We start from the raw sequence: 23,627 nt of genomic DNA, 5'->3' as shown, positions 1-23,627 counted from the left end.
GGTTAGGAGACTGCGTCGACGGTGACCGTCGAAGTAGTGGCTGCCGACGACTTCGGCAAGCCACGCACGATGTCGAACGCCCCGGCGTCGAAACTGCGGGTGATCCGCCGGAAGTCGAAGGTGAATCCTGGCCATAGCGTAGTGATGTTGCCGTGGGCGTCCTTGTACCAGGAGGCGCAACCGCCGTTGGTCCAGACACTCCGGCGCAGTTTGCGCTGGATGTACGTGTTGTAGTCGCGCTGCGCATCAGCTTTGACGTCCACCCGGGTGATCGAACCGCTGCGGGCGGTTTTGAGGTAATCCACCAGGTAGTTCAACTGCGATTCGATCATGTAGACCATTGAGGTGTGGCCCAGGCCGGTCGACGGACCGACCATCAGCATCATATTCGGGAAGCCGTGGACGAATGATCCTTTGTACCCCTGCATGCCGCCCTCCTCCCAGACCTCCGCGAGCGAGCGGCCATCGGCGCCGACGATACGTTCGAAGGCGGGGGAGTCGGTGACGTGGAAGCCGGTGGCGACGACGATAACGTCGACATCGCGGACGGTGCCGTCGGCGGTCTTGATGCCGGTCGAGGTGATTTCATCGATGCCGTCGGTGACCAGGTCGACGTTGTCGCGAGCCAGGGTGGGGTACCACTCGTTGGACTTGAGAATGCGCTTGCACCCGACGGCGAATTTCGGTGTCGCCTTCTCGCGCAGCACCGGGTCCTTGATCGCGCGGGCAATCGTCGCGCGGCATACCCCTTCCACCGGCTTGAGGACAGCTGGCGCATACGTCATGCCGAAGGCCACGAATTCGCTTGCGGTATAGATGGTTCCGCGAGCGGCCGCTTGGTAACCGGGGACATTCTTGAATGCCCAGTTCTCCGCTTTGAGGTAGCGACGCTCATTGCGGGGCACGATCCACGGCGCGGTGCGCTGGTAGACGTCGAGCTGCGCGGCGATTTTGCCCAGCTGCGGGACGATCTGGATAGCCGACGCCCCGGTGCCGATGACCGCGACTCGTTTGCCCGAGTAGTCAAAGTCGTTGTCCCAGCGGGCCGAATGGACGACCTTGCCTTCGAAGTCGTTGAATCCCTTGATATCTGGCAGGTTTGGTTCACACAGCGGGCCGACGGCGCCGACCATGACCGCCGCGCGAATCTGCTTCTTGACCCCGTCGGACATGGTGTCGATTACCCACTGAGATGCTTTATCGTCCCAGTTTGCCTGTGTCACTTCGGTATTGAACCGAGCCTTGGACCGAACACCGTAGGTGTCCGCGACGCCGTTGATGTAGCGGTGAATCTCGGGCTGATGCGAGTACGACCGCGACCACGACGGGTTGAGCGCGAATGAGTATGAGTAGAGGTGTGACGGGACATCGCACGCGGCACCGGGATAGGTGTTGTCTCGCCAGGTTCCACCGAAGTCGCTGCCCCGGTCGAGCAGGACGAAATCAGAGATGCCTTCCTGGGTGAGTTTGATGGCTGCGCCCAGTCCGGAGAAACCTGCGCCGATGATCGCGACTTGTACATCACTCGTTGTCATGGTCATCACCATAGAGCGCTATTGAACAGCCGTCAATAGCCTATTGAACAAATGTCAATAGAAGGTTAGGGTTGACCGGTGACCTCCCGAACCGACGTGCCAGCCAAGCGCACGCGTATGACGCCGCAGGCCCGCCGGGAGCAGTTTCTGGACCTCGGCATGGAGATGCTCCGCGATCACTCGCTGGAGGATGTGACGACCGAGGCGATCGCAGACGCGGCGGGGGTATCGCGGGCGTTGCTGTTCCACTACTTCGAATCCAAGCAGGACTTTCACGTTGCCCTGGCGTCGGCGCAGGCCAAAGCCATGCTCGAGCGCACCGCGCCCGATCCATCGCTTGGGGAGCCGTTGGAGATCCTGCGCGGGTCGATGTCGGCGTTCGTGGATTTCGTCTACAGCAACGCGGGCGCGTATCGCGCGATTCTGCGTGGCGTCGCAAGTGCCGATCCGGCACTGCAGCAGGTATTCGCGCAGACGCGGGCGACGATGGCCCAGCGCATCACCGACTACAGCGAAGTCCTCGGAATCGCGGTGACCCCGCTGGTCGAGATGGCGGTGCACGGTTGGCTGTCATTTGTCGAGGAAGTCACTCTTGCCTGGCTCGCCGACCACGCTGACGTCGATCGTGATCAGCTCCTCGGGCTGATCACCGGGTCGTTGCCGATGCTCGCGAGTGTGGCCGCCGCCGTTTCTCAATAGGCCCGGCCGGGCAGGTCATTCAACTAAATGGACAATGATTGCGAACGCTAACGGTCCATCTCTTCAGTGCGAATTCACCGTCGGCAGCACGCGTTGCTACTCATCCGCCGGCACCTCGCCGGGGGGAGCCCATGATGGAGGACGCATGAAAAGACTAGTGACCGCGCTCGGGGTGGCGGCTTGTATCGCAGTAACCGTGACCGGATGTAAGCCCGGTGACGACATTGGCTCACCGACGAAATCGCCGTCGGTCACAGTGACGTCGACCGGTACGGCAAACACGACTGGCGCCCCGGCGTCGACACCGGCGAACTCGACTACGACCGGCACTACCGGAACGCCCGCCACCGCTGGAGGTGGAAAGTGTCTAGACCTGACGTCACCGGTCGTCACTCGAGCGGTCGGCAACATCGACACCTACTACGGAAAAGACCTTGTTGCTGTTCGCGGCACCGACGCGAAACTCGGCAATTGCCCGAAGTTGATGTGGGTCGAGGCGGAGTTGCGCGGTGGAACGGCGAGTTCGCCCGAACAGGTGCTCTTCTTCGACGCTGACGGATTCCTACGGACCGACACCGACCGCAATACGGCATTCACATCGGTGGTCGGTTCGACCGACAACACCGTGTCGGTTGCCTATCGCTGGCTCAACAAGAATGACGCCAACGCGAATCCGACCGGTGGTCCGGTGACAGTTGTCTACACGCTCAATGGCAAGACGATCACCGCCAGCGGAAATGTGCCGTCGCAGTCCCTCGCAGAGGGTCCGAAGGCAACGACGACTGCGCCGACGACGACTCAACCGACATCGACTCAGCCGGCGACGTCGACGCCTGCCGCGACGACAACCACTGTGTCGCACTGTGATTCGGCTACCCCGGATATGCTCCAGGGTGTCGCCAACATGCAGTACGGCTCGCAATTGGTTCAGCCGTTCACCATCGGGAATATCCAGTGCGCCGGGGACTGGGCGATCGGCACGACCGTCTCGAGTGCCGCCCAGCCAGCACGAGTCGCGTTCCACTACACCGGTGGTGGCTGGAGTGCCGTCGCAGTAGGCAGTGGATTCATCTGCCGGGACACAGGTATGCCGGCGGCGACAGCGTCGTCCTTCGGCTGCTGACCCCGTTCGCAAACCCGACTCGCAACGACAATCCCGACCCGAAATCCGGGTCGGGATTGTCGTTTGCTGTGGGGTTTGCGGTGGAGGGCGATGCTCAACGTCGTAGGAGGCGGATATTTCCGGACTCGGTTCCGACGACGAGACTGTGCCGCTGAGAAGGAATGACAGCCACCGAGGTCAGCGGCTCGCCCAAGGACGCCGAGCAGCGCCGACCGGTACGCAGATCTGCCACGATGACCTGCCCCGTCGTGGTAGCCGCTGCGATGGTGTGGCTGTCGAGCGCGGCCAAGTCGTCGACTACGCCGGGCAGCGGAGCGGTGAGATCGACGGCGACACCGACGGCAGTCGGATTCCGAAGTGGAATGCGCAGAATCCGTCCGGTGAGACTGGAAGTGAGCGTGACATAAGCGATGTCGTCGATGATGACGATGCCGTTCATCCCGGTGCCGTTGACAATGGCGTTGGGGGACAGGTTCTTTGGTGCCCGCGCGGTCCACGATCTGTCGATCACCCCGCGCCGATCGATTCGAACCACGCCGATGCTGCTGTCGGCCACGTACATCGCGCCGTCGTTGGCGAACGCGAGACCGTTCGGCATTCCAAGTCCAGTTGTGTAGACCCGCGCGCGGGGCTGTTTCGATGACGGGGCGAAGGTCATAATGCGACCGGTTTTCGGTAGACCCGGGATCATATTTACCGGAGAGTCGCCGGAAGCCACGTACATGCGACCGTCTGGTCCCAGCCGTATCGCGCCGGGAGATTCAATTGGCACCGAGCCGGTCAGTCGACGGGCCTGGTCATAGCGTTCGACGACGTTGCGCACCGAACGTGACACCCAGAGATTGCCCGCGCGGTCGTAGCCGACGTTTTCTGCCCACGACAAACCGGGCGGGCTCGCGGGAATCACGACGCCGGCGTCGGATGGAGAGCAGGAGGGCGCTGCCGAGGAAGTGGTCGTCCCGTAGAGAGACGACATCGTCGCGAATATCAGTGCGGCCGCAACCGCAAACTTTGGTGTTTTCACAGCGAGTACGATACTGAATTACGCAACACTATGAAGCGTAATGACATAATCGGCTCATGAGCTCGTCAGAACGCCGGCCCCTCGGCAGGCCGCCGGATGGTGTGGTGGATCGCAAGATCACCGCTGCGACGCTGAAGTTGTTGGCCGCCAACGGTTTTCATGGACTCTCCATTAGCAAGGTCGCGTCCGAAGCCGGAGTGCCGCGGTCGACCATCTATCGCCGCGGCGCCACCACTGCCGAACTGGCCGTGGCCGCGATTACCCGGTCGGTGCCGCCGGTGCGCGAGTTCAATACCGGCGATCCGGTGGCTGACCTCGCGGCGTCGGCGGGCGACTTCCTGGCCGCATTCATCGACAGCGGACATTTCGGCGTGGTCATGCAATTGCATGCTTGCGCGGATTACGACCCGCAACTCGGTGACCTGGTTGCTCGCTATCTTTCGCCGCGCGGTGAGATCCTGGACCGGATGATCGATCGTCTCCGCGACGCCGGCGCCATCGCATCCGATGTGACCCCAGACATGGTGCGCGATCTATTGTTCGGGCCGATCGTTTACCGACGGCTGGTCACCAAACAACCAGCCGACCGCGCGCATATCCGCGACCTGATCGCGATCGTCATCCGCGCGGTGGCAGCACCCGCTGGCAAACCCGACTGAAAACGACAGTCCCGACCCGAAAACCGGGTCGGGACTGTCGTTTGCTGTGGGGTTTGCGGTTGAGGGGTGTTACGCCTCGAATGCCCCGTCGATGATCTCCTGCTGCTCGACGGCGTGCACCTTCGACGAACCCGACGACGGCGCGCTCATCGCGCGTCGGGAGATCCGACGCAGACCGCGCAAGATGTCCGGCAGGACCTCCGGCAGCCATAGGCCGAGGTATGGCCACGGTCCCTGGTTGGCCGGCTCCTCCTGCACCCACACATGGTCGGTGGCAGAACTGTACTGCTCCAACGTCTTTCGCAGACGACGGTGCGGCACCGGGTAGAGCTGTTCGATTCGGACGATCGCGATGTCGTCGCGGTTCTCCTTGTCGCGGCGGGCGGCGAGCTCGTAGTAGAGCTTGCCGCTCACTAGCAGCACGCGTGACACCTTCGCCCGATCGGCGTCAGCGCCGGCCGCAGCATACTTGGGGTCGTCGATCACCGACAGGAACTTCGAATCGGTGAAATCCTCGACCGGCGAGACCGCGGCCTTGTTGCGCAGCATCGACTTCGGCGTGAAGACCACCAACGGACGCTCGATGCCGTCGAGTGCGTGGCGACGCAGCAGGTGGAAGTAGCTCGCGGGTGTCGATGGCAGCGCCACCGTCATCGACCCTTCGGCACACAGTTGCAGGAAACGCTCGATGCGACCCGACGTATGGTCGGGTCCCTGGCCCTCGTGGCCATGCGGCAGCAGCATCACGACGCCCGACGTCTGGCCCCATTTGGCCTCGCCGGACGAGATGAACTCATCGACGATTGACTGGGCACCGTTCACGAAGTCGCCGAACTGTCCCTCCCAGAGAACCAGTGCCGCCGGGTTACCGACCGAATAGCCATACTCAAATCCCAGTACCGCGTACTCACTGAGCGGCGAGTCGTAGACCAGGTACTCGCCCTTCTCGGTGCCGTCGATCTTCGGCAAGTGGTTGAGCGGTGTGAACTCGGTACCGTTCTCCCGGTCGATCAGCACCGACAGGCGCTGGGTGAACGTGCCGCGGCGCGAATCCTGGCCGGACAGACGCACCAGCCGTCCCTCCTGCACCAGCGAGCCGAACGCCAGCAATTCTGCGAACGCCCAGTCGATGCCGCCTTCGCGGGACATCTTCTGACGACGTTCGAGCACCGGCTTGACGCGTGGGTGAGGGGTGAATCCCTCGGGCACGTTGACGAACGCGTCGCCGATACCGGTGAGAACTTCCGGGGTGACCGCGGTGACCAGCTTGGTGGGCAGCGTCTGGTCGGCCTCGACCGACGGACTTGGCTCGGCGGTGTACTTCTCGAGCTCCTTGACTTCGTTGAAGACTCGCTCCAACTGGCCTTGGTAGTCGCGCAGTGCGTCTTCGGCTTCCTTCGTTGAGATATCACCACGGCCGATGAGGGCTTCGGTGTAGCTCTTGCGAACGCCGCGCATGGTGTCGATGACGTCGTACATCGCCGGCTGCGTCATCGACGGGTCGTCGCCCTCGTTGTGGCCGCGGCGTCGGAAACAGACGAGGTCGATGACGACGTCGTTATGGAATTCCTGCCGGTAGTCGACGGCCAGTTTGGCTGCCCAGACGCAGGCTTCCGGATCGTCGCCGTTGACGTGCAGGATCGGCGCGCCGATCATCTTGGCGACGTCGGTGCAGTACTCGGTCGATCGGGAATGCTCTGGCGCGGTCGTGAAGCCGACCTGGTTGTTCACCACGATGTGGATCGTGCCGCCGGTACGGTAGCCGGGCAGCTGAGCGAGGTTGAGCGTTTCGGCCACGACGCCCTGACCGGCGAATGCGGCGTCGCCGTGCAACATCAGCGGTAGGAGCGGGAATGGCTGCTCGTCGGTTGCCAACTCATCCTGCTTGGACCGAACTAGTCCCTCAAGAACCGGGTCGACTGCTTCGAGGTGGCTGGGGTTGGCGGTCAGCGAGACGGTGATCTCGTTGTCGCCGAACATCTGGTAGTACTTGCCCTCGGCACCCAGATGGTATTTGACGTCGCCTGATCCGTGCGCCTGCGATGGGTTCAAGTTGCCTTCGAATTCGGTGAAGATCTTCGAATACGGCTTGCCGACGATATTCGCCAACACGTTGAGGCGACCGCGGTGCGGCATACCGATGACGACCTCGGTCAGCGCGTGCTCGGCGCTCTGATCGATCACGCCATCCATCATCGGGATAACCGACTCCGCGCCCTCAAGTGAAAAGCGTTTCTGCCCAACATATTTCGTCGCCAAGAAGGTTTCGAATGCTTCGGCGGCGTTCAGCTTCGACAGAATGTACTTCTGCTCGCCGACCGGTGGCTTCACATGCTTGATCTCGACCCGCTCTTGAACCCAGCGTTGCTGCGAAGGGTCGAGGATATGGGTGTATTCGATGGCGACGTGGCGACAGTAGGCATCGCGCAGGATCGACAGGACATCGCGCAGCTTCATGCGCTCTTGTCCGTGGAAGCCGCCGACCCGGAAGCTGCGGTCGAGGTCCCACAGGGTCAGACCGTAGGTCTGGATATTGAGATCCGGATGCGCGGCGCGGGCGTCGGAATCCATCATCAGCGGGTCGATGTCGGCCATCAGGTGGCCGCGATTGCGGTATGCCGCAATAAGTTCCAGAACGCGAGTGCTCTTGTCGACTAGCCCGGCGGGGATGTCGCGACGCCAGCGGACCGGCTCGTACGGAATGTGGAACGCGATGAAGATCTGATCGTAGAAGGAGTCGTCGATCAGCAGGTTGTGGATGGTGCGCAGGAAGTCGCCCGACTCGGCTCCCTGGATGATCCGGTGGTCGTAGGTCGACGTCAGCGTCATCAACTTGCCGACGCCCAGCTCGGCGATCTGCTCGTCGCTTGCGCCTTGGAACTCAGCGGGATATTCCATCGCGCCGGCGCCGACGATGGTGCCCTGCCCCTTCATCAACCGGGGGACTGAATGCACGGTGCCGATAGTGCCCGGGTTGGTGAGCGAAGTGGTGACGCCGGCGAAATCCTCCGCGGTCAGTTTGCCTTCGCGCGCACGTCGGACGATGTCCTCATACGCGGCGTGGAACTCGGCGAAACTCATCGTCTCGGTGTTCTTGATCGCCGCGACGACGAGTGAACGATTGCCATCCTTGCCAGCGAGGTCGATCGCGAGGCCGAGGTTGGTGTGCGCGGGGGTGACGACATTCGGCTTGCCGTCGATCTCGGCGAAGTGCCGGTTCATATTGGGGAACGACTTGATCGCCTGGACAATCGCGTACCCGAGGATGTGGGTGAACGAGATCTTGCCGCCGCGAGTGCGGGCGAGGTGGTTGTTGATGACGATGCGGTTATCGATCATCGCCTTGGCGGGGATGGCACGCACGCTGGTCGCGGTCGGAACCGTGAGCGATGCCGCCATATTCTTGGCGACCGCGGCGGACGCGCCGCGCAGGACCTTGGTCTCTTCGGCGGTGGGCTGAGGTGCGGGTGCCTTAGCTGGGGCGGGGGCCGGCGGACGGTTGGCGGTCTCGGCCATGCTGCGGCCGGACGCCGCTTTGGTTGCCTGACTTTCCCGCGTAGGGGTTGCCTTGCGGGCCGGTGCGGGCGCACGGGTCGGCTCGGTGTCGAGGGTTACCGGGGCACTGGGCTTGTGGGTGGACGCGGGGGCCGCGGGAGGGGAAGGGGCCACGGCCGGGGATGCGGTTTTCGCGGTCGGCGTCGGTGCGCTGCCGTTCGTCCCGTTCGCCGAAGGCTTGTAGTCCTTCAGAATCTCGTGCCAGCTCGGGTCGACCGAGTTGGGGTCTTTTACATATTGCTGGTACATCTCATCGACCAGCCAGGTGTTCTGTCCGAAGTCTGATGTCGAACTGCTCACAGCGGTGTTTCGCCTCAATTCCCTCAAGCGTGTCGGGTACGCGGGTGGCTCGCTGCTCAAGTGGTAACCCGTAGCAGGTGAACCACCATAGGATGCTACGCGTATCGCTCCTGAGTGCGCTCAGTGGTTGGACTCACGAGGGGGCAGTGTGGCCCGTGTCACGGAGTGTTAGTCGCGCGTTTGCGATTGGTGGCGGTGTCGAGGGTTTGGCTGCGCGCGGACGGCGCGCGTTTGCACCCAACGGCTTTCCGTCTTCGAGACCGCGAGTCGCATGTGCGATCAGTTCATCATCGAGCTAGATATCTAGTTCAGTCATCGCACTGGCGTCGGCGCTATCGTCGTCGCGAAAATCGTCCGAATAAGCCGTCGGCAAGGGCAATCTGCCCTTGGTGACCAACTATTCGGACGATTTTCACGGCAGGTCACCACTTTTTGCTCCCGCCCAACTGGGGGTGGTCTTGACTGGGCGCGACCTCCGTCGTAATACTTAGTCGCGTGCCTAAGTATTACGACGCGCTCGACGGGGTTCTCCGAGCTCTCGCGGACCCGACGCGCCGGGCAGTCGTGGAGCGCCTCGCCAAATCGCCGGCCGTGGTGTCGGAGTTGGCTGCGCCATTCTCGATGGCGTTGCCCTCGTTCATGCAGCATCTGCGCGTCCTTGAGGAAGCCGGACTCGTCGCATCGCACAAACATGGCCGCGTGCGGACGGTGAGCTTGCGCCCAGGAGCACTCGACGTCCTGCATCTGTGGCTCGGGGAGCAGCGAACCCCGGCCGAACACCAAGCCGATCGCCTCGGCATCCATTTGATCCGCTCCGCTGCAAAGGAAGACTGATATGACCCGTGTTCGCATCGACATGTTCACCTCGTTGGACGGCTATATCGCAACGACCGGCCAGAGCGCCGACAACCCGATGGGGGAAGACTGGGGACGCCTAACGGCCGCGTACGCGCAGACCCGCACCTTTCAGGAGCGCATCCTCGGTGACACAAGTGGCGCGGGGACGACCGGTGTCGACAACGCTTATGCCGCAGCGCATTTCGACGGGATCGGTGCCGAGATCATCGGCGCTTCGATGTTCGGCTTGCACGCCTTCCCTGACGACCCGGACTGGAAAGGCTGGTGGGGCGACGAGCCGCCGTTTGGCACCCCAGTCTACGTCCTTACCCATAGCGCGCCGCGCCCATCGATTTCGATGCGGGGAGGTACCACCTTCCACTTCCGCGGCGGAGCAATCGATGATGTGTTGTCCGAAGCGTCGGAGGCGGCCGGCGGGCTCGATGTACGGGTCGGTGGCGGTGCGAGCACGGCGTTCGAATTTCTGCGTGCCGGCCTGGTCGACCAGTTGCACCTCATGATCGCGCCGATCATGCTCGGCCGTGGGACTCGACTGTGGGACGAGGTACCCAACCTCGACCAGACCCACCAGGTGGCATCGGAAGTAGCCGAAAGCGGCACGATCCATATCACCTTCACGCGGTGAGGACGCGACATGACAAGCGAACGCCGACTGGCCCGCGCCGAGTTCACCCTGATTCGTGACTACCCAGTTCCGGTGGAACGGGTGTGGAACGCGTTTGCCGACGAACAGGAGAAGCTGGCCTGGTGGGGAGGTGGCGATGCTGTCACGCACGGGGAGTGGGTCTTCGATTTCCGCGTCGGTGGCCGTGACATTGCCGAGGGAACATTTCACGACGGTCCGGTGTCGCGGTACGAGGCGACTTACACCGATATCGTCGAACATCTCCGCATCGTCACCACCTACGACATGTGGCTCGACGGTAGTCATATGTCGACGTCGGTCGCATCGCTGGAGTTCGACCCGATCGACGTCGGCACCCGATTCACGCATATCGAGCACGGCGTCTTCTTCGACAAATTCTGGGCCGACGGTCCCGGCCGTGAACAGGGGACCCGCGGATTATTCGACGCGTTGGGTGTCTATCTCGGCTAGGGCGCCGACGGAGCCGGTGCGTCGTCACTTTCGGATATCAACCGACACGTATCCGCATCAGGCGAGGCGCCGTCCCGCCAAAACTGTTGGTAGCGGCCATTTTCCGCCAGCAATTGGTCGTGGGTTCCCAACTCGACGATCCGCCCGTCTTCGACGACGGCGATCCGGTCGGTGCGCGACGCTGTCGCCAGGCGGTGTGCGACGATCACCGATGTCCTTGTGCGAGTGACCCGTTCACCCGCGGCAAGTACCCGCGCCTCGGTTGCTTGATCCAGGGTGGCAGTCGCTTCATCGAGCAGGATCAGATCCGGTTGCACCAATTCGGCGCGAGCCAGCGCGATCAACTGCCGCTGCCCCGACGACAATCCTCGTCCCCGTTCCCCGACGGCGTAGGTCATCGCGCCGTCGAGACCGGCGATCATATCCAACGCGCCGACCGCCCGTGCGGCGTCGACGATGTCCTCCCGCGACGCTGTCGGCCGGCCATACGCGATGTTGTCGGCGATGCTTCCGGTGAACAGGTGCGGTTCCTGCGGCACGATCGCCAATCGTTGCCGATAGCCGCGCAGGGCGAAGTCGCGGATGTCGGTGCCATCCATCCGGACCGCTCCCGACGTTGTGTCGTAGAACCGGGCGAGCAGTTTCACGATCGTCGACTTGCCGGCACCGGTCTGCCCGACGAGTGCGAGGGAGGTACCAGGTGGAATCTCCAGGTCGACGTTGCTGAGCGCATTCGGTGTCGCAACGTCGTCAGCGGAATCGAGACCGCCGTAGCGAAAGGTCACGTCGTCGAGCGCGGCGTGCCCGTCGAATCCGCCCGACGGTGGGAGGGCCGTTCCCGACGCCGACAGTGAACTTGGCGTGCGCAGGAGGTCGCCGATGCGGCGCAATCCGACCGCGGCCTGCTGATAACCGTCGAATACTTGCGTCAACTGCTGGATTGGGCCGAACAACATCGACAGGTACAGCAGGAATGCGATCAGCGTGCCCGCCGAGCCACCGTCGGCAATCTGAGCCGAGCCGATGCCAATCGCCGCGGCAGCCGCGAGATTCGACAGCAGGATGATGAACGGAAAGTACAGCGACACCGCCCGCTGTGAGGTCATCCGGGCGCGGTACCAATCGTTGGTGCGACCCGCGAAACGTGCGGCCGCATCCGGCCCGTGCCGGTAGCCGCGCGACGTCTTGACACCGGCGATGTTCTCTTGAAAATCAGCGTTGACGACGCTGACCAGTTCGCGGGCGTGCGTATACGACGCCGATGACACTCGACGGAACCAGATGGTCGTCGCCACCAACACGGGCAAGACGGCGATGAGAATGACCATCCCGAGCAGCGGATCGGTAATGACCAGCGCGACGCTGACGCCGGCCAGAGTGAGGACGGCGACTGCCGCTGACGTCAGCCCGGTCTGCAGGAAAGTCGACAGCGCATCGATGTCGGTGGTCATCCGGGTCATGATTCGACCGGACAATTCGCGTTCGAAATAGTCGAGGCCGAGCCGTTGCAGATGGGCGTAACTGCGCACCCGCAGACCGAATAGCATGCGCTCGCCCGCGCGAGTGGACGCCATGATCAGTGCGGCTCCGCAGATCCAATCACCGATCACCAGTGCCACGCCGATGCCGACGGCGATCGCCATCTGATCCAGATGCTGAGCCACCGCCGAGTCGATGGTTGCGCGGGCGAGCGTCGGAAAGGCAAGGCTCGCAAGGGTATCGACGGCGACGAGGCCGATCGAGACGGCGAGCAGCCAGCGGACGGGCCGCAAAATCTGGCGGAGCGAGAAGCGCGGATCGTCCTTCCGCGCTTGCGCCGCGTCGATGCCGGGTTCTTCGGCGGCTGGGCCGAGAGTTTCCAGGGTCCGTGCGACCGTCGGCGGAACGGTCTGTGACCCCAGTCCCGAACTGTCCCCATCGATCTTCGATGTTGTTGCGGCAGGCCATAGTTGGTCTTCGGAATAGGTGTGGTCCACCTCCGCGGAGTCCCAGTCGCCCGTTGACATCAGTAGTCGAAAATGCGAACTGCGTTCGGTGAGTTCGGCGACAGTGCCGACGTCGGTGATCCGGCCGTCCTCCAAGACCGCGACGCGATCGGCTAGCGCTAGGGTCGAGCGGCGGTGTGCCAGCACAAGCATTGTTGGCTGCGCTGTTCGCAATCGACTGAAGATCCGCGCTTCGGTCGTGGCATCAACCGCCGACGTCGCGTCATCGAGCACGAGTACCGCCGGGTTGGCGAATAGTGCGCGCGCCAAAGCGATTCGTTGTCGCTGCCCGCCGGAGAGGGTCAACCCGCGTTCGCCGACGACCGAGTCGAAACCGTCGGGTAGTCCGTTGATGAATTCGACCGCGTCAGCACGGGTGGCGGCATCGGCGATCGCCTGGTCTGCGTCGTCCGAGTGCGGGGTGAGGCCGATATTTGCCGCGACCGTATCGGAATAGAGGAAGGGGTCGTCGGACACGACGGCCACCAGCCGGTGCAGATCGTCGGCGGCCAGATCATTGAGGTCGACGGTACGCTCGGCGCCGGACAGGGTGATGGTGCCCGACGTCGGGCGGTAGTGTCGCTCAAGGAGATTGGCCAGAGTGGTCTTGCCCGAGCCGGGCCCGCCGACGACGGCCACGCATTCGCCGGGCGCGATAGCGAGATCGATGCGGTCGAGTGTCGGCGGCCGAGTGGCATCGGTATCGGCGAATCGGTAACTCACCGAACGGAATTGGATGCCGATGCCGTGTGCGGGGTCCGGCGGCGAAACTGGCTTGGCCGGCTCATGATCGGGAGGAGTGTCGACGACGTCGAAGACACGCGATGCCGCGGCACCCGCCAACTGGGCGTTAAGCACGAAGTTGGTAAGAAGTCGCGCCGTCGCGGTCATGGTTCCGACATACGCGGTGAACGCGAGGAAGGTGCCAACGGTAATCGAGTCCCGATAGGCCAGGTAGCCGCCGACAGCGAGCACGGCGACCAAGCCCAGTTGGGGTACCTGTGCCATCGTCGGGGCGAATCGGGCATTGTTTGTACCGACTCGAATTCGCTTGGCGTACAAGGACGAACTTAGGTCAACCAGTTCGTCGACGGCACGATCCTCTTGGCCGAAACCCTTCACCACTCGGACGCCGGTCACCGTTTCCTCGACGTGGCTCGCGACCTCGCCCGCCGCCTGCTGCGCCGACCACGTGGCGGCGTAGAGCTTACGGCGGCTACGGAAGGCTACGACGCCGACGGCGGGGACGATGAGCAGGGCCACCAAAGTCAGTATTGGCGACAGATACGCCATGATGACCACAGTGATAAGTACCTGCACCACGGCGCCCAGCGTGAGCGGCCCCATTGCCAGGAGTCCCTGTACCTGTTGCAGGTCGGAGATGCTTCGCGACACCACTTGACCCGTGCGGATCTGATCCTGTGCGTTGCCGGACAGATGCAACACAGTGTCAAGAAGCTTGCGGCGCAACGAATTCTGTACCCGTAGTGCGAGTGCGCCAGCCGAAAGCCGGCGTCCCACGTGTCCGCCATAGACGACGATCGCCAGTATCACGAGCAGCACGACAATGGTCGTGACCGATAGGTGTGCGGGTCGTTCGCCGGTGGCCTGATCGACCGCGGCGCGGCTGACCAGCGGTACCACGACGTCGGCGGCGACACCTGCCAGAGTCGCCACAAGAGTAATGGCCAGCAGTGTTCGGTGTTGTCGTACCTGCCCGAGGAGTCGGGCTATCGGTCCGTTCAACGATTGCCGGGAGGCAGTTGGTCGTTGGGTCCGGGGGCCAGTTCACCTTCGAGGATCCAAAATGGTGGTGGCGGCCCGAATGCTTGACGCGCATTGTTTATGACGCGCTTACCCATTGCCCGGTTGCCAACAGCACCTATCGTCGCGCCGATTCCGGCCGGCATCAATTTGCCGATGATGAGTGGCGCCTTCTTCAGTGCGTATTTGTTGATGATCTTCTTGGTGAGACTCTTGTTGAGCGCAGACAGATTTGGCAGTGGAATCGCACCGCCGGCGAGTTTGCGCAACGCACCACCGTTCGACCCGACGACCTTGCCGAGCGCCAGGACACCTTCCTCGCCAAGAGCCACCGAGAGAACCAGCGCTTTGCGCCGTTCGGTCTGATGCGGCTCGATGCCGTGCACTTCGGCGATCGCCAACGCGAGTAGGGCGGAAGCTTCGATGAAGAGAGCGGTTTCACCGGTGATCGCGCCAAGGGCGGTAAAGGTACCGATGCCGGGAACCGCCGCCGTCGCGCCAACCGCGCCACCCGAGCTGGTCACGGCGGTGAGATATCGCTTCTCCAATTTCTCGATGATTTCCGTCGGCGTTGCCTCTGGATTGCTGTTGCGAAGGCTCGCAACATATTTCGCGACGGCGGGCGCCTGTAGTCGCTGGGCCTTATCCAGGATGTTGCTGGTGACGTCGACGGCGGCTTTTGGCGGCGTCGAACCCGATTCGGCCTTCGGTGGAACGCGATCTTTACTTGTCATGGACTGGCACCCAATTCTGTTCGGGGACAATGTCATTGCCCGAGGGAGGCGGTGGCGGAGTGCCATCCCCGAAGGGGCGGCCACCCAATTCTTCGCGGCCGTGAGGGGTGAGCCACCCCGAGAGGTCTGGTCCCTTCGGCACGATGCCGGATGGGTTTACGTCGCGATGAACCATGTAGTAATGCTGTTTGATCTGGGTGAAATCGGTTGTGTCGCCAAATCCCGGAGTCTGAAACAGGTCGCGGGCGTAGGCCCACAGCACCGGCATCTCCGACAGTTTGGACCGATTGCATTTGAAATGTCCGTGGTAGACGGGATCGAATCGTGCCAATGTGGTGAACAGTCGGACATCGGCCTCGGTAATGGTGTCGCCCACGAGGTAGCGCTGGGACGTCAAACGTTCGGACAATTCATCGAGTTTGGTGAACAGCCGCGTAAAGGCGGCGTCGTAGGACGCCTGGTCTCCGGCGAATCCGCACCGGTATACACCGTTATTGACCTCGGTGTAGACGCCCCGATTGACCGCGTCGATCTCCTCCCGCAAGTGCTCTGGGTAGAGCTCAGGCGCGCCCGGCCGGTGGTAGTCGGTCCATTCCAGCTCGAAGTCGACGGTGATCTGCGGAAAGTTGTTGGTGACGACCCCGCCGGTAGTGGTGTCGACGACAGCGGGAACGGTGATTCCCTTGGGATAGCCGGGGAAACGCTTCTCGTAGGCGTCTTTGAGGCGGGGAATGCGCAGAACCGGGTCGACGCCACCGGGGTCTAGGTCAAACGTCCACGAATTGGCATCGTGGGTCGGCCCGCAAAGGCCAAGGGAGATCACGTCTTCCAAGCCGAGTAGGCGTCGAACGATCAGAGTTCGATTGGCCCACGGACACGCCCGCGCTGCGACGAGTCGATACCTGCCGGGTTCGACGGGGTATCCGTCGCGCCCGTCACGGGTGATGCGGTCTTCGATGTAGGCGGTGTCGCGAACGAACTCGGCACCTTGGTGTACGTAGGTGCCTTGCGTTGATCCTGCGGAATTGTTCGTCACAGTGCCCACAGTAACGACTATGTCTGACGCTTTCAGCGACGGCGACGACAAGTGTTGGCATCAAGTGTTCCAGCCTGTATATTCCAACTGGAATATTTGAACTGAAGTGTAAGGAGGACTGAGGGTGGCCCAAGATGGCAAGCCGCTACCGCCGTTGGCGGTATTGGTGTTGGGCTTGGTGATCGAGCGTCCGATGCACCCGTACGAGATGGTGCAGACCGCGATGGCCCGCCACGAGGACCGCCTGGCGAATATTCGGCCGGGCTCGCTCTACCACGCCGTTTCGCGGTTGGAGGGGCAGGGGCATGTGCGAATCCATGACGTGGAACGCGAAGGCAACCGTCCCGAACGGACCGTCTACGCCATCACTCCGGCCGGACGCCGAGCGTATCTCCAGGCAGTGACGATGATGCTCGGCAGCCACCGGCCAGAGTTCCCGCAACTTTTCATGGCGCTCGCATTGGCCCACGATCTTCCCCGCGCGGAGGTTATCGAACTCCTCGATGAGCGGCTGGCGGCGATGAATGAAGAGCTCGAGACACTCGCCGCGCGGGCGGCAGAAGCGTCGGCCGCGAATGTCCCGGAGATGTTCTTCCTCGATGGCGGATGTCGGTTGGCGACGCTGCGGACGCAGATCGACTGGCTATCCACTCTCGTAAAGCGGTTGCGAGACAAGACAATTGACTGGCTCGATGACCCGGGGTTCGTCCATCGGCTGCGAGTCAAGCAAGAGACCGGGAAGTTCGAATGCGCACCTTCCGACGACCACTAACCGATGAACAAGCATCTACTGACAAGGATTTAGTAATGACGAAACCAACTGGCGTCGCAGGGGCCGGTGGCTCAGCCGCGGGGAATCCCTGGACCGCGTTGCTGGCGCTATGCGTCGGCTTCTTCATGATCTTGGTCGACATGACGATCGTTGCCGTCGCCCAGCCTGCGATCGCGGAAGATTTGCACACGGACCTCAACGGCGTCGTCTGGGTGTCGAGTGCCTACTTGCTGACGTATGCGGTTCCGCTGCTGGTGGCCGGCCGGCTTGGTGACAAATACGGGCCGAAACTCATCTATCAAATCGGGCTCGTCGTATTCACCGCGGCAAGCCTGTGGTGTGGCCTGTCGGGCAGTATCGGTATGTTGATCGCCGCGCGGGCGGTGCAGGGCATCGGTGCGGCGCTGATTACCCCTCAGACGATGGCCGTGATCACGCGAATCTTTCCGCCGGAAAAGCGCGGCGCCGCGATGGGCGTGTGGGGATCGGTGGCCGGTGTCGCCACCCTGGTCGGGCCGCTGCTCGGCGGTGTGCTGACTGACAACTTCAGCTGGGAATGGATCTTTTTCGTCAATATCCCGGTCGGCATCATCGGCCTGGGACTCGCGGCCTTCCTGGTGCCGTCGGTGGACACGCATGATCACCAGTTCGACTGGGTGGGCGTGACCCTCTCGGCCATCGGGTTGACCGCGCTGGTGTTCGGCATTCAGGAGGGTGAGAAGAACAATTGGGATCTGTGGATCTGGGCGCTCATCATCGTCGGTGCGATATTTATGGTGCTGTTCGTTGTATGGCAGGGCAAGATGAAAGGCGAACCACTGGTTCCGCTTTCGCTGTTCAGGGACCGAAACTTCTCGATTGCCAATGTTGGCATCACGTCGATGGGTTTCGCGATCTCCGGCCTGATGATTCCGGTGATGTTCTACCTGCAGTTGGTGGGCGGAATGAGCCCGACGCAGTCGGCACTGATGATGATGCCGATGGCATTGATCAGCGGATTCCTCGCGCCGATCGTCGGACGGATCCTGGACAAGGTCCATCCGCGCAACATAATCGCGGGAGCGCTGCTGCTGGAAGGGGTCGCCGTGGGTTGGGCCGGGGCGATCATGACCCCCGAAACGCCCGTGTGGCAGCTGTTGCTGCCAATGGGTGTCATGGGCTTCGCGCAGGCCGGCATCTGGGCTCCACTGGCAGCGACAGCCACCCGAAACCTGCCCTGGCAGCAGGCCGGCGCTGGCGCGGGCGTCTACAACACCACCCGGATGATCGGATCGGTCATCGGTGCGGCAGCGGTCGGTGTGTTGATGCAAGCCTTGCTGACGTCGAAACTTGGTGCGGGAGCGGGTGATTCGTCCGGAGATGTGGGCGCTGCCCTGCCGCAGTTCGTCAAGCCGGGCTTCGCTGAAGCGATGGGCCACTCCCTTTATCTGCCCGCAGTGATTCTGTTGATCGGCGGTGCGGTGGCCTTGTTCTTCGAACGACCACGGACCCATGCGCCAGCTCCGACGCAAGCGACACCGGGCTCGCTGGCGAAAGCGGTCGACTAGAAGCCGGCCCGCGAGTCCTCCGGGCGGGCATGACCGATCGCAAACCCGACTCGCCCGGACGTTCCCGACCCGAAAAATGGGTCGGGAACGTCCGCGCATGTGGGGTTTGCGGAACAGGTGGGGTTTGCGGACCAGCTCGGCCCGCGAGTGACGTCCCGCATCTTGTCAGTGATGGCTCGTAAGATGCGGGACGTAGCTCGTAGTGCCGCAGTGGACGAGTCGATGCAGGAGGTGAGTGATGGCGGAACCGGCTTTGCAGTGGTCGCTCTTCGACGATGTCGATACGGCCGACGCCCCCGCGGGTGCGCTCGCCCCGAATGCCGTCGTCGATGCCGGTCGGCCTGGTTCGGCTGCACAGCCCGAGCGTCGGGTCTCGTTCTTGCACACCGCCGACTGGCAGCTGGGGATGACCCGAAAGTACCTGTCGGCCGATGCTCAGCATGCCTATACCGCGGCGCGCCTAGACGCGGTCGGGCGGATTGGGGACCTGGCAGCGTCGTCGGGTGCGCAGTTCGTCGTGGTATGCGGCGACGTCTTCGAGGACCATCGCGTCTCAGCCAGGCTGATCACCCAAACGCTCGACCGGCTAGGCGAATTCACCGTTCCGGTGTATCTGTTGCCCGGCAACCACGATCCCTTCGACGCAGCCGGGGTCTACCGGTCGGAGACCTTCCGAACGCGGTGCCCAAGTAATGTGACGGTGCTTTCCAAGCCCGGCGTGGTGGAAGTTTCCGACGATGCCGAGTTGGTCGTCGCCCCGTGGTCGCATAAGGCACCGCTGACGGACCTGGTCGGAGCGCAGGTGGGTCAACTCGATCCGACTGACCGGATTCGCATCGTCGTCGGGCATGGCGCGACCGACGCGCTCAGTCCTGGTTCGGCCCCCTCGCTGGTCGAGACCGGCCTGCTCGAACAGGCATTCGCCGACCAGACCATCGACTATGTGGCACTTGGTGATCGGCACTCGGTCACCCAGATCGGCGGTTCTGGCCGCATCTGGTATTCGGGTGCGCAGGAGGTCACCAATTTCGACAACGTCGAAGCCGAGCCGGGCTCGGTCCTGGCGGTGACACTGACGCGCGGTGCGGGCGGTAGCGCCGTCGATGTAACGCCGCACCGGGTGGGGCAGTGGTCATTCGTGTCTATCCGCCATGACATCACGTCGGCCGCCGATGTCGCCGATCTCGAGAAGCGTCTCGATGAAATCGCCGACAAGTCCCGCGTCGTGGTACAGGTGGCACTTGTTGGAACCATCTCCGTGGTCGAACATGTTGAATTGCAACGCATCTTGGAGACCGCTGCCGATCGGTTCGCCGCATTTCGCCGGTGGGACGCGCACGACGATCTGGTGGTGGTCGCCGACGCCGACGATATCGACGGCTTCGGTCTGCGGGGGTACGCCGCGCGGGCGGCCGAGGAATTGGTTGAGCGCGCAGGCGGCGCCGACGCGGACGCGGTTACCGCGCGTGGAGCTCTCGCCTTACTCGCGCGACTGTCGGCACGCGGTGGGGGAGAGCCCACATGAAGCTTCATCGCCTGCGGCTGAAGAACTTTCGAGGCATCGACGATCGCGAGGTCATCTTCGCCGACTCAGGGGTCACCGTGGTCGCCGGACGCAATGAGGCGGGCAAGTCGTCGATGATCGAGGCGCTTGACGCATTGTTGGAAATACCCGCGTCGTCGAAATCACGTGGGGTGAAAGCGCTAGCACCGTCGGGTCGCGACGTCGGGACCGAGGTCGAGGCTGAGATCAGTTCTGGCGGGTGGCATTTCACGTACTTCAAGCGTTTCAATCGTTCGGTCGGTACTGAGTTGACTGTCCATGCACCGTCACCGGAACAACACAGCGGTCGGGACGCGGAAGCGCGGGCAAAGGAATTGCTTTCGGGCGCAATGGATTTGGCGCTATTTCGAGCGGTTCGATTGATGCAATCCGACGATCCTGAGCTGCTAGAGGCCACCGGCAGTGCGGCTTTGACCAGGGCGCTGGATCGTGCCGTCGGCTCGGTCGAGGTTGCTGATGGTGGGTCCGAGGAGTTGCTGGCCGCGGTGACCGCCGAATACTGCCGCTACTACACCGAAAAGGCTGGACGTCCGACCGGTGAGCTAGCTGGTGCGCAGCAGCGGGCGAGCGTGGCGCGCGCGGCCTACGCGGCGCGCGCCCGCGGCATCGAAGCGGTGGCCCAGGATGCAGCCACGCTGGAGTCCGCCCTGATCCGTAAGAAAGAGTTGGCACACAGCGCCGAGTTGCACCGGGCCGAAGGTGCGGAAGTCGATGAGCAGCTCGCGGCGGCGGCTTCCGTTCGTGAGGCGTATGCGAGCGCTCAGAAATCATTGAAACTCGCCGTAGCGACCGTCGCGTACGCGGAACGTGACGTGCGAGAACGGAATGGTCGACGTGCGCGGCTAGTCGCACTGCGCGAGCGGGAGGCCGGAGCGGTGCGCCGGCGCGACGAGGCGACGACACTAGCCGATGCCGCTACAGCAGAAGCGCTTGCCGCCGAAGGTGAACTCGCTGCTGCGCGTGCAGCGGTGGATACGCAGCTCGCGGCTAAGGTTGCGGCCGTCCAGGGCCAACTTGCCGCTGCCCAAACGGCGTTGGCCGAGAACAATGTTGACGCCCAGGTGCTGACGCGGTCTCGACAGCTCGCTCGTGATCTGGAGACAACCACGGCGCGGTGGGAGTCGGCCGCGGCGTCGTTCTCGGTCGAGGCGTTGGGTGATCAGCCGGTGATGGTCGGCGATGAGGCGGTGACCAATGCGCAATTCCGTACCGGGACAGGCGAGTCCATCGTCGAAGTCGACGGTGTGGTTCGGGTGACTATTAAGACAGCTGCCGACACGGAGGCGTTGGCGCGACGCGTGGACATCCTTTCCGAGGAGGCGCGAAGCCTCTGTACGGCACACGGTTTGGAGTCGCTGGCACAAATGGAAGGCCGCGCCGACGAACGCGCGGAACTGACTCGTCGAGTCTCCGCGTTGTCGGCGGAGTTGGCGGCTCCGGGTTCGGTCGAGGGGGCTTCCGTCGTGGCCGAGGTGGAACGCCGACTTGCCGCTCAGCGGTCGGTGGAGCGCGAGCATCGCGCGGCCGCGCAATCGGCCAATGCCGAATTGGCGCGCATCCACACCGACATCGACGAGTTACGCGGCCAGATCGCTTCGGCGGAAGCCGAATTGACCGATGCGCAGGCTGAGCAGGTGGCCGCCGAGGCGGTGACCGGCAAGGTCGCGGCGGAGCGGGTCGTCGCGAAGACGAGCGCGGAGTTGGAGTTGCTGGCCGTCGCAGATCTAGATCGTCGACGAGGCGTTCTCGACGGGCAGTTGGCGGCGTTGGATCGAGAGATCGGCGCTTTGGAACGAGAAGTGCTCACCACGTCGACACGAATCGAGGTGTGCCGCACCGATAATCGTCTTGATGAACTGAACGACGCCGCAGCCGAGTTGGAGGACGCCGAGCATGCGCTATCTCGGGTAACTGAACGTGCGGCGGCAGCGCAGATGTTGTTCACAACGCTGCAGGGCAAGCGGCAACAGTCGCACGCGAGGTATGCCGATCCCTTCCGCAAGCGTCTCGAAGAGCTAAGTGGGCCGCTATTTGGCGACGGTGTGCGATTCGCGGTCGATGACGACCTGACCATCACATCGCGCACGGTCGGCGGTGTGACAGTGCCGTACGAGTCGCTGTCAGGTGGTGCGCGCGAACAACTTGGCCTAGTGGCGCGACTGGCGTGCGCGATGCTGGTCGACGAGGATGACGGCGTTCCGGTCATCATCGACGACGCGCTGGGTAATAGCGACAGCGGACGGACGGAGACGATGGCCGACGTCCTGACCCAGGCGGGTAAACATTCGCAAGTTATTGTCCTGACCTGTGTTCCGGAGCGATACGCGCACGTGGACGCGGCATCGACGGTTCTGGTCTGAGCGCAGATGGGTGAAACGCCGACCCCGCGTTTTGGGTAGCGGGCTTGCGGTGCGCTAGGCTTTGTTTCGCCCAAGAGCCCCCGTAGCTCAGGGGATAGAGCGTCCGCCTCCGGAGCGGAAGGCCGTAGGTTCGAATCCTACCGGGGGCACAGTTTCGGGCCCTGCATACGCGCCATGCCCGTGCTGTAAGGTAGTGGGCTTGGCGGGATTTGGTGTTGCTGAAGGAGTGACGGCCCGTGCGGACATTGGTACGTTAGTAGCCCTGCCTGCCTGTACTCCCGGTTGAGTGCATCGTCTACTTCTATCGCGTGCCCAAGGAGATATTGCGCACACCGTGGTTCTCAAGGTTGGTCGCCGCAAATCCTCGGCCGTGTGTTTGCACCCTCTTACGTGAGCATAAGATAGTAACACTACTAATCCTGATTGGTTGAAGCTGATCAACCAATCAATGCCGCGAGGCCAAAGACAGCCCCGGCGAGACCCGCAAGGATCATAGCGGCGCGCACGCATCGATACTTTTTGGCGACGATATGAGACAGCTCGAATAGTTGGTAGCGGGTTCGATCCGATCTTTGCGCCTGCTGGTGATCGAGAGTGACCCCGAGTGCAGTGACATCTGTGTGCGTTGCAACGTGGCCCCAGTAGAAAACGTGCCCATTGGAGTCATTCTTCTTCCAGCGCGGCCACACGGCGGCAGCAGCAGCGACCAATGATCCAGCCGCTGCGGCGGCAGCGAACCACCACACAACTTCACCCACTGCGTTGTAATAGGCTGGCTTCCAACTTCCGGCAAGTACGCCGGCCAGCAGTGCACCACCACCAACTCCAAGCATGGTGAGGATGAGCGTTGCTTTATGGTCGGCCTGCGCGACATCTATGCGCGCTTCGGCCAACATCGTTTCTTCCAGGGGGGAGGAATCTGGGGTCACTGCGAGGTACTCCTGAACATCTCAATCAATATAAGAACGGACAACCGAGCGACACCTCACTGCATGTCATGCGACAGGTATTCCGAC

At 62.9% G+C, this 23,627-nt stretch carries 17 protein-coding genes and 1 tRNA gene; 11 read left to right on the top strand and 7 right to left on the bottom strand.

Annotated features, from left to right (window positions below; genetic code table 11):
- Nucleotides 1-2 precede the first annotated feature (2 nt).
- A complete protein-coding gene (locus GOEFS_RS02400; RefSeq protein WP_040524338.1) occupies nt 3-1,535 on the bottom strand; it encodes a flavin-containing monooxygenase in 1,533 nt (510 codons plus the stop codon).
- 78 nt (nt 1,536-1,613) lie between these two features.
- Between GOEFS_RS02400 and GOEFS_RS02395 the strand changes: the two genes are divergently transcribed.
- Together GOEFS_RS02395 and GOEFS_RS22280 are read left to right on the top strand one after the other, a co-directional pair.
- Entirely contained in the window at nt 1,614-2,234 is a 621-nt protein-coding gene (locus GOEFS_RS02395; protein ID WP_007316276.1) for a TetR/AcrR family transcriptional regulator, read from the top strand.
- 145 nt (nt 2,235-2,379) lie between these two features.
- Complete coding sequence (locus GOEFS_RS22280) at nt 2,380-3,357, top strand: LppP/LprE family lipoprotein (RefSeq protein WP_007316275.1); 978 nt, start codon at nt 2,380-2,382, stop codon at nt 3,355-3,357.
- A 94-nt stretch (nt 3,358-3,451) separates the two neighbouring features.
- On the opposite strand, the gene GOEFS_RS02385 is transcribed toward GOEFS_RS22280, so the two are convergent.
- Nucleotides 3,452-4,381 (bottom strand): SMP-30/gluconolactonase/LRE family protein, encoded by a 930-nt coding sequence (locus GOEFS_RS02385; RefSeq protein ID WP_040524330.1) that lies wholly within the window; start codon nt 4,379-4,381, stop codon nt 3,452-3,454.
- A gap of 56 nt (nt 4,382-4,437) precedes the next feature.
- Here GOEFS_RS02385 and GOEFS_RS02380 point away from each other — a divergent pair, with 56 nt between their 5' ends.
- On the top strand, nt 4,438-5,040 hold the full coding sequence (locus GOEFS_RS02380) for a TetR/AcrR family transcriptional regulator (RefSeq protein ID WP_007316273.1): 603 nt from the start codon (nt 4,438-4,440) through the stop codon (nt 5,038-5,040).
- A gap of 69 nt (nt 5,041-5,109) precedes the next feature.
- Here GOEFS_RS02380 and GOEFS_RS02375 read toward each other — a convergent pair whose 3' ends face one another.
- Entirely contained in the window at nt 5,110-8,895 is a 3,786-nt protein-coding gene (locus tag GOEFS_RS02375; RefSeq protein WP_040524329.1) for a multifunctional oxoglutarate decarboxylase/oxoglutarate dehydrogenase thiamine pyrophosphate-binding subunit/dihydrolipoyllysine-residue succinyltransferase subunit, read from the bottom strand.
- A 495-nt stretch (nt 8,896-9,390) separates the two neighbouring features.
- Here GOEFS_RS02375 and GOEFS_RS02370 point away from each other — a divergent pair, with 495 nt between their 5' ends.
- The 3 genes from GOEFS_RS02370 to GOEFS_RS02360 are packed head-to-tail and all read left to right on the top strand — an operon-like array spanning nt 9,391 to nt 10,849.
- Nucleotides 9,391-9,729, top strand: a complete 339-nt coding sequence (locus GOEFS_RS02370) for an ArsR/SmtB family transcription factor (RefSeq protein ID WP_007316271.1) — start codon at nt 9,391-9,393, stop codon at nt 9,727-9,729.
- A gap of 1 nt (nt 9,730) precedes the next feature.
- The gene (locus tag GOEFS_RS02365; protein ID WP_007316270.1) at nt 9,731-10,378 is read left to right on the top strand and encodes a dihydrofolate reductase family protein; all 648 of its coding nucleotides are present in this window, start codon (nt 9,731-9,733) and stop codon (nt 10,376-10,378) included.
- Nucleotides 10,379-10,387: 9 nt separating this feature from the next.
- A complete protein-coding gene (locus GOEFS_RS02360) occupies nt 10,388-10,849 on the top strand; it encodes an SRPBCC domain-containing protein (protein ID WP_007316269.1) in 462 nt (153 codons plus the stop codon).
- Here the strand turns inward: GOEFS_RS02360 and GOEFS_RS02355 are convergent.
- Genes GOEFS_RS02355 through GOEFS_RS02345 form a run of 3 tightly spaced genes read right to left on the bottom strand, consistent with a single transcriptional unit; the run spans nt 10,846 to nt 16,377 of the window.
- Nucleotides 10,846-14,580 carry an ABC transporter ATP-binding protein gene (locus GOEFS_RS02355; protein WP_007316268.1) on the bottom strand — a complete coding sequence of 1,245 codons (3,735 nt, stop codon included), beginning with the start codon at nt 14,578-14,580 and terminating at the stop codon, nt 10,846-10,848. The two genes, GOEFS_RS02360 and GOEFS_RS02355, sit on opposite strands and share 4 nt — an antisense overlap.
- The gene (locus GOEFS_RS02350; RefSeq protein ID WP_007316267.1) at nt 14,577-15,332 is read right to left on the bottom strand and encodes a hypothetical protein; all 756 of its coding nucleotides are present in this window, start codon (nt 15,330-15,332) and stop codon (nt 14,577-14,579) included. The genes GOEFS_RS02355 and GOEFS_RS02350 overlap by 4 nt, the downstream gene beginning before the upstream one ends.
- Nucleotides 15,322-16,377, bottom strand: a complete 1,056-nt coding sequence (locus GOEFS_RS02345) for a glutathione S-transferase family protein (RefSeq protein WP_007316266.1) — start codon at nt 16,375-16,377, stop codon at nt 15,322-15,324. The genes GOEFS_RS02350 and GOEFS_RS02345 overlap by 11 nt, the downstream gene beginning before the upstream one ends.
- Before the next feature lie 115 nt (nt 16,378-16,492).
- Here GOEFS_RS02345 and GOEFS_RS02340 point away from each other — a divergent pair, with 115 nt between their 5' ends.
- The 5 genes from GOEFS_RS02340 to GOEFS_RS02320 all read left to right on the top strand — a co-directional run bounded on the left by GOEFS_RS02340 (nt 16,493) and on the right by GOEFS_RS02320 (nt 22,760).
- Complete coding sequence (locus GOEFS_RS02340) at nt 16,493-17,140, top strand: PadR family transcriptional regulator (RefSeq protein WP_007316265.1); 648 nt, start codon at nt 16,493-16,495, stop codon at nt 17,138-17,140.
- 35 nt (nt 17,141-17,175) lie between these two features.
- Nucleotides 17,176-18,687: an MFS transporter gene (locus GOEFS_RS02335; RefSeq protein ID WP_007316264.1), complete on the top strand. Its 1,512-nt coding sequence runs from the start codon at nt 17,176-17,178 to the stop codon at nt 18,685-18,687.
- A 238-nt stretch (nt 18,688-18,925) separates the two neighbouring features.
- Nucleotides 18,926-20,212 (top strand): metallophosphoesterase family protein, encoded by a 1,287-nt coding sequence (locus tag GOEFS_RS02330; RefSeq protein ID WP_007316263.1) that lies wholly within the window; start codon nt 18,926-18,928, stop codon nt 20,210-20,212.
- A complete protein-coding gene (locus tag GOEFS_RS02325; protein WP_007316262.1) occupies nt 20,209-22,611 on the top strand; it encodes an AAA family ATPase in 2,403 nt (800 codons plus the stop codon). The genes GOEFS_RS02330 and GOEFS_RS02325 overlap by 4 nt, the downstream gene beginning before the upstream one ends.
- A gap of 76 nt (nt 22,612-22,687) precedes the next feature.
- Nucleotides 22,688-22,760, top strand: a tRNA-Arg gene (locus GOEFS_RS02320).
- A gap of 288 nt (nt 22,761-23,048) precedes the next feature.
- Here the strand turns inward: GOEFS_RS02320 and GOEFS_RS02315 are convergent.
- Nucleotides 23,049-23,540, bottom strand: coding sequence for a Pycsar system effector family protein (locus GOEFS_RS02315; protein WP_007316261.1), 492 nt, complete (start codon nt 23,538-23,540; stop codon nt 23,049-23,051).
- Between the last annotated feature and the right edge of the window lie 87 nt (nt 23,541-23,627).

The organism is Gordonia effusa NBRC 100432, from assembly GCF_000241305.1.
Classification (GTDB): domain Bacteria; phylum Actinomycetota; class Actinomycetes; order Mycobacteriales; family Mycobacteriaceae; genus Gordonia; species Gordonia effusa.
The sequence above is the reverse complement of the archived record's forward strand: the minus strand, read 5'-3'. Positions and strand labels throughout refer to the sequence as shown.

Bases quoted from the DNA above. Each gene is read 5' to 3' on its own strand.
- GOEFS_RS02325 (WP_007316262.1), top strand. From the start codon at position 20,209: ATGAAGCTTCATCGCCTGCGGCTGAAGAACTTTCGAGGCATCGACGAT.
- GOEFS_RS22280 (WP_007316275.1), top strand. From the start codon at position 2,380: ATGAAAAGACTAGTGACCGCGCTCGGGGTGGCGGCTTGTATCGCAGTA.
- GOEFS_RS02330 (WP_007316263.1), top strand. From the start codon at position 18,926: ATGGCGGAACCGGCTTTGCAGTGGTCGCTCTTCGACGATGTCGATACG.
- GOEFS_RS02335 (WP_007316264.1), top strand. From the start codon at position 17,176: ATGACGAAACCAACTGGCGTCGCAGGGGCCGGTGGCTCAGCCGCGGGG.
- GOEFS_RS02365 (WP_007316270.1), top strand. From the start codon at position 9,731: ATGACCCGTGTTCGCATCGACATGTTCACCTCGTTGGACGGCTATATC.
- GOEFS_RS02400 (WP_040524338.1), bottom strand. From the start codon at position 1,535: ATGACAACGAGTGATGTACAAGTCGCGATCATCGGCGCAGGTTTCTCC.
- GOEFS_RS02360 (WP_007316269.1), top strand. From the start codon at position 10,388: ATGACAAGCGAACGCCGACTGGCCCGCGCCGAGTTCACCCTGATTCGT.
- GOEFS_RS02350 (WP_007316267.1), bottom strand. From the start codon at position 15,332: ATGACAAGTAAAGATCGCGTTCCACCGAAGGCCGAATCGGGTTCGACG.
- GOEFS_RS02380 (WP_007316273.1), top strand. From the start codon at position 4,438: ATGAGCTCGTCAGAACGCCGGCCCCTCGGCAGGCCGCCGGATGGTGTG.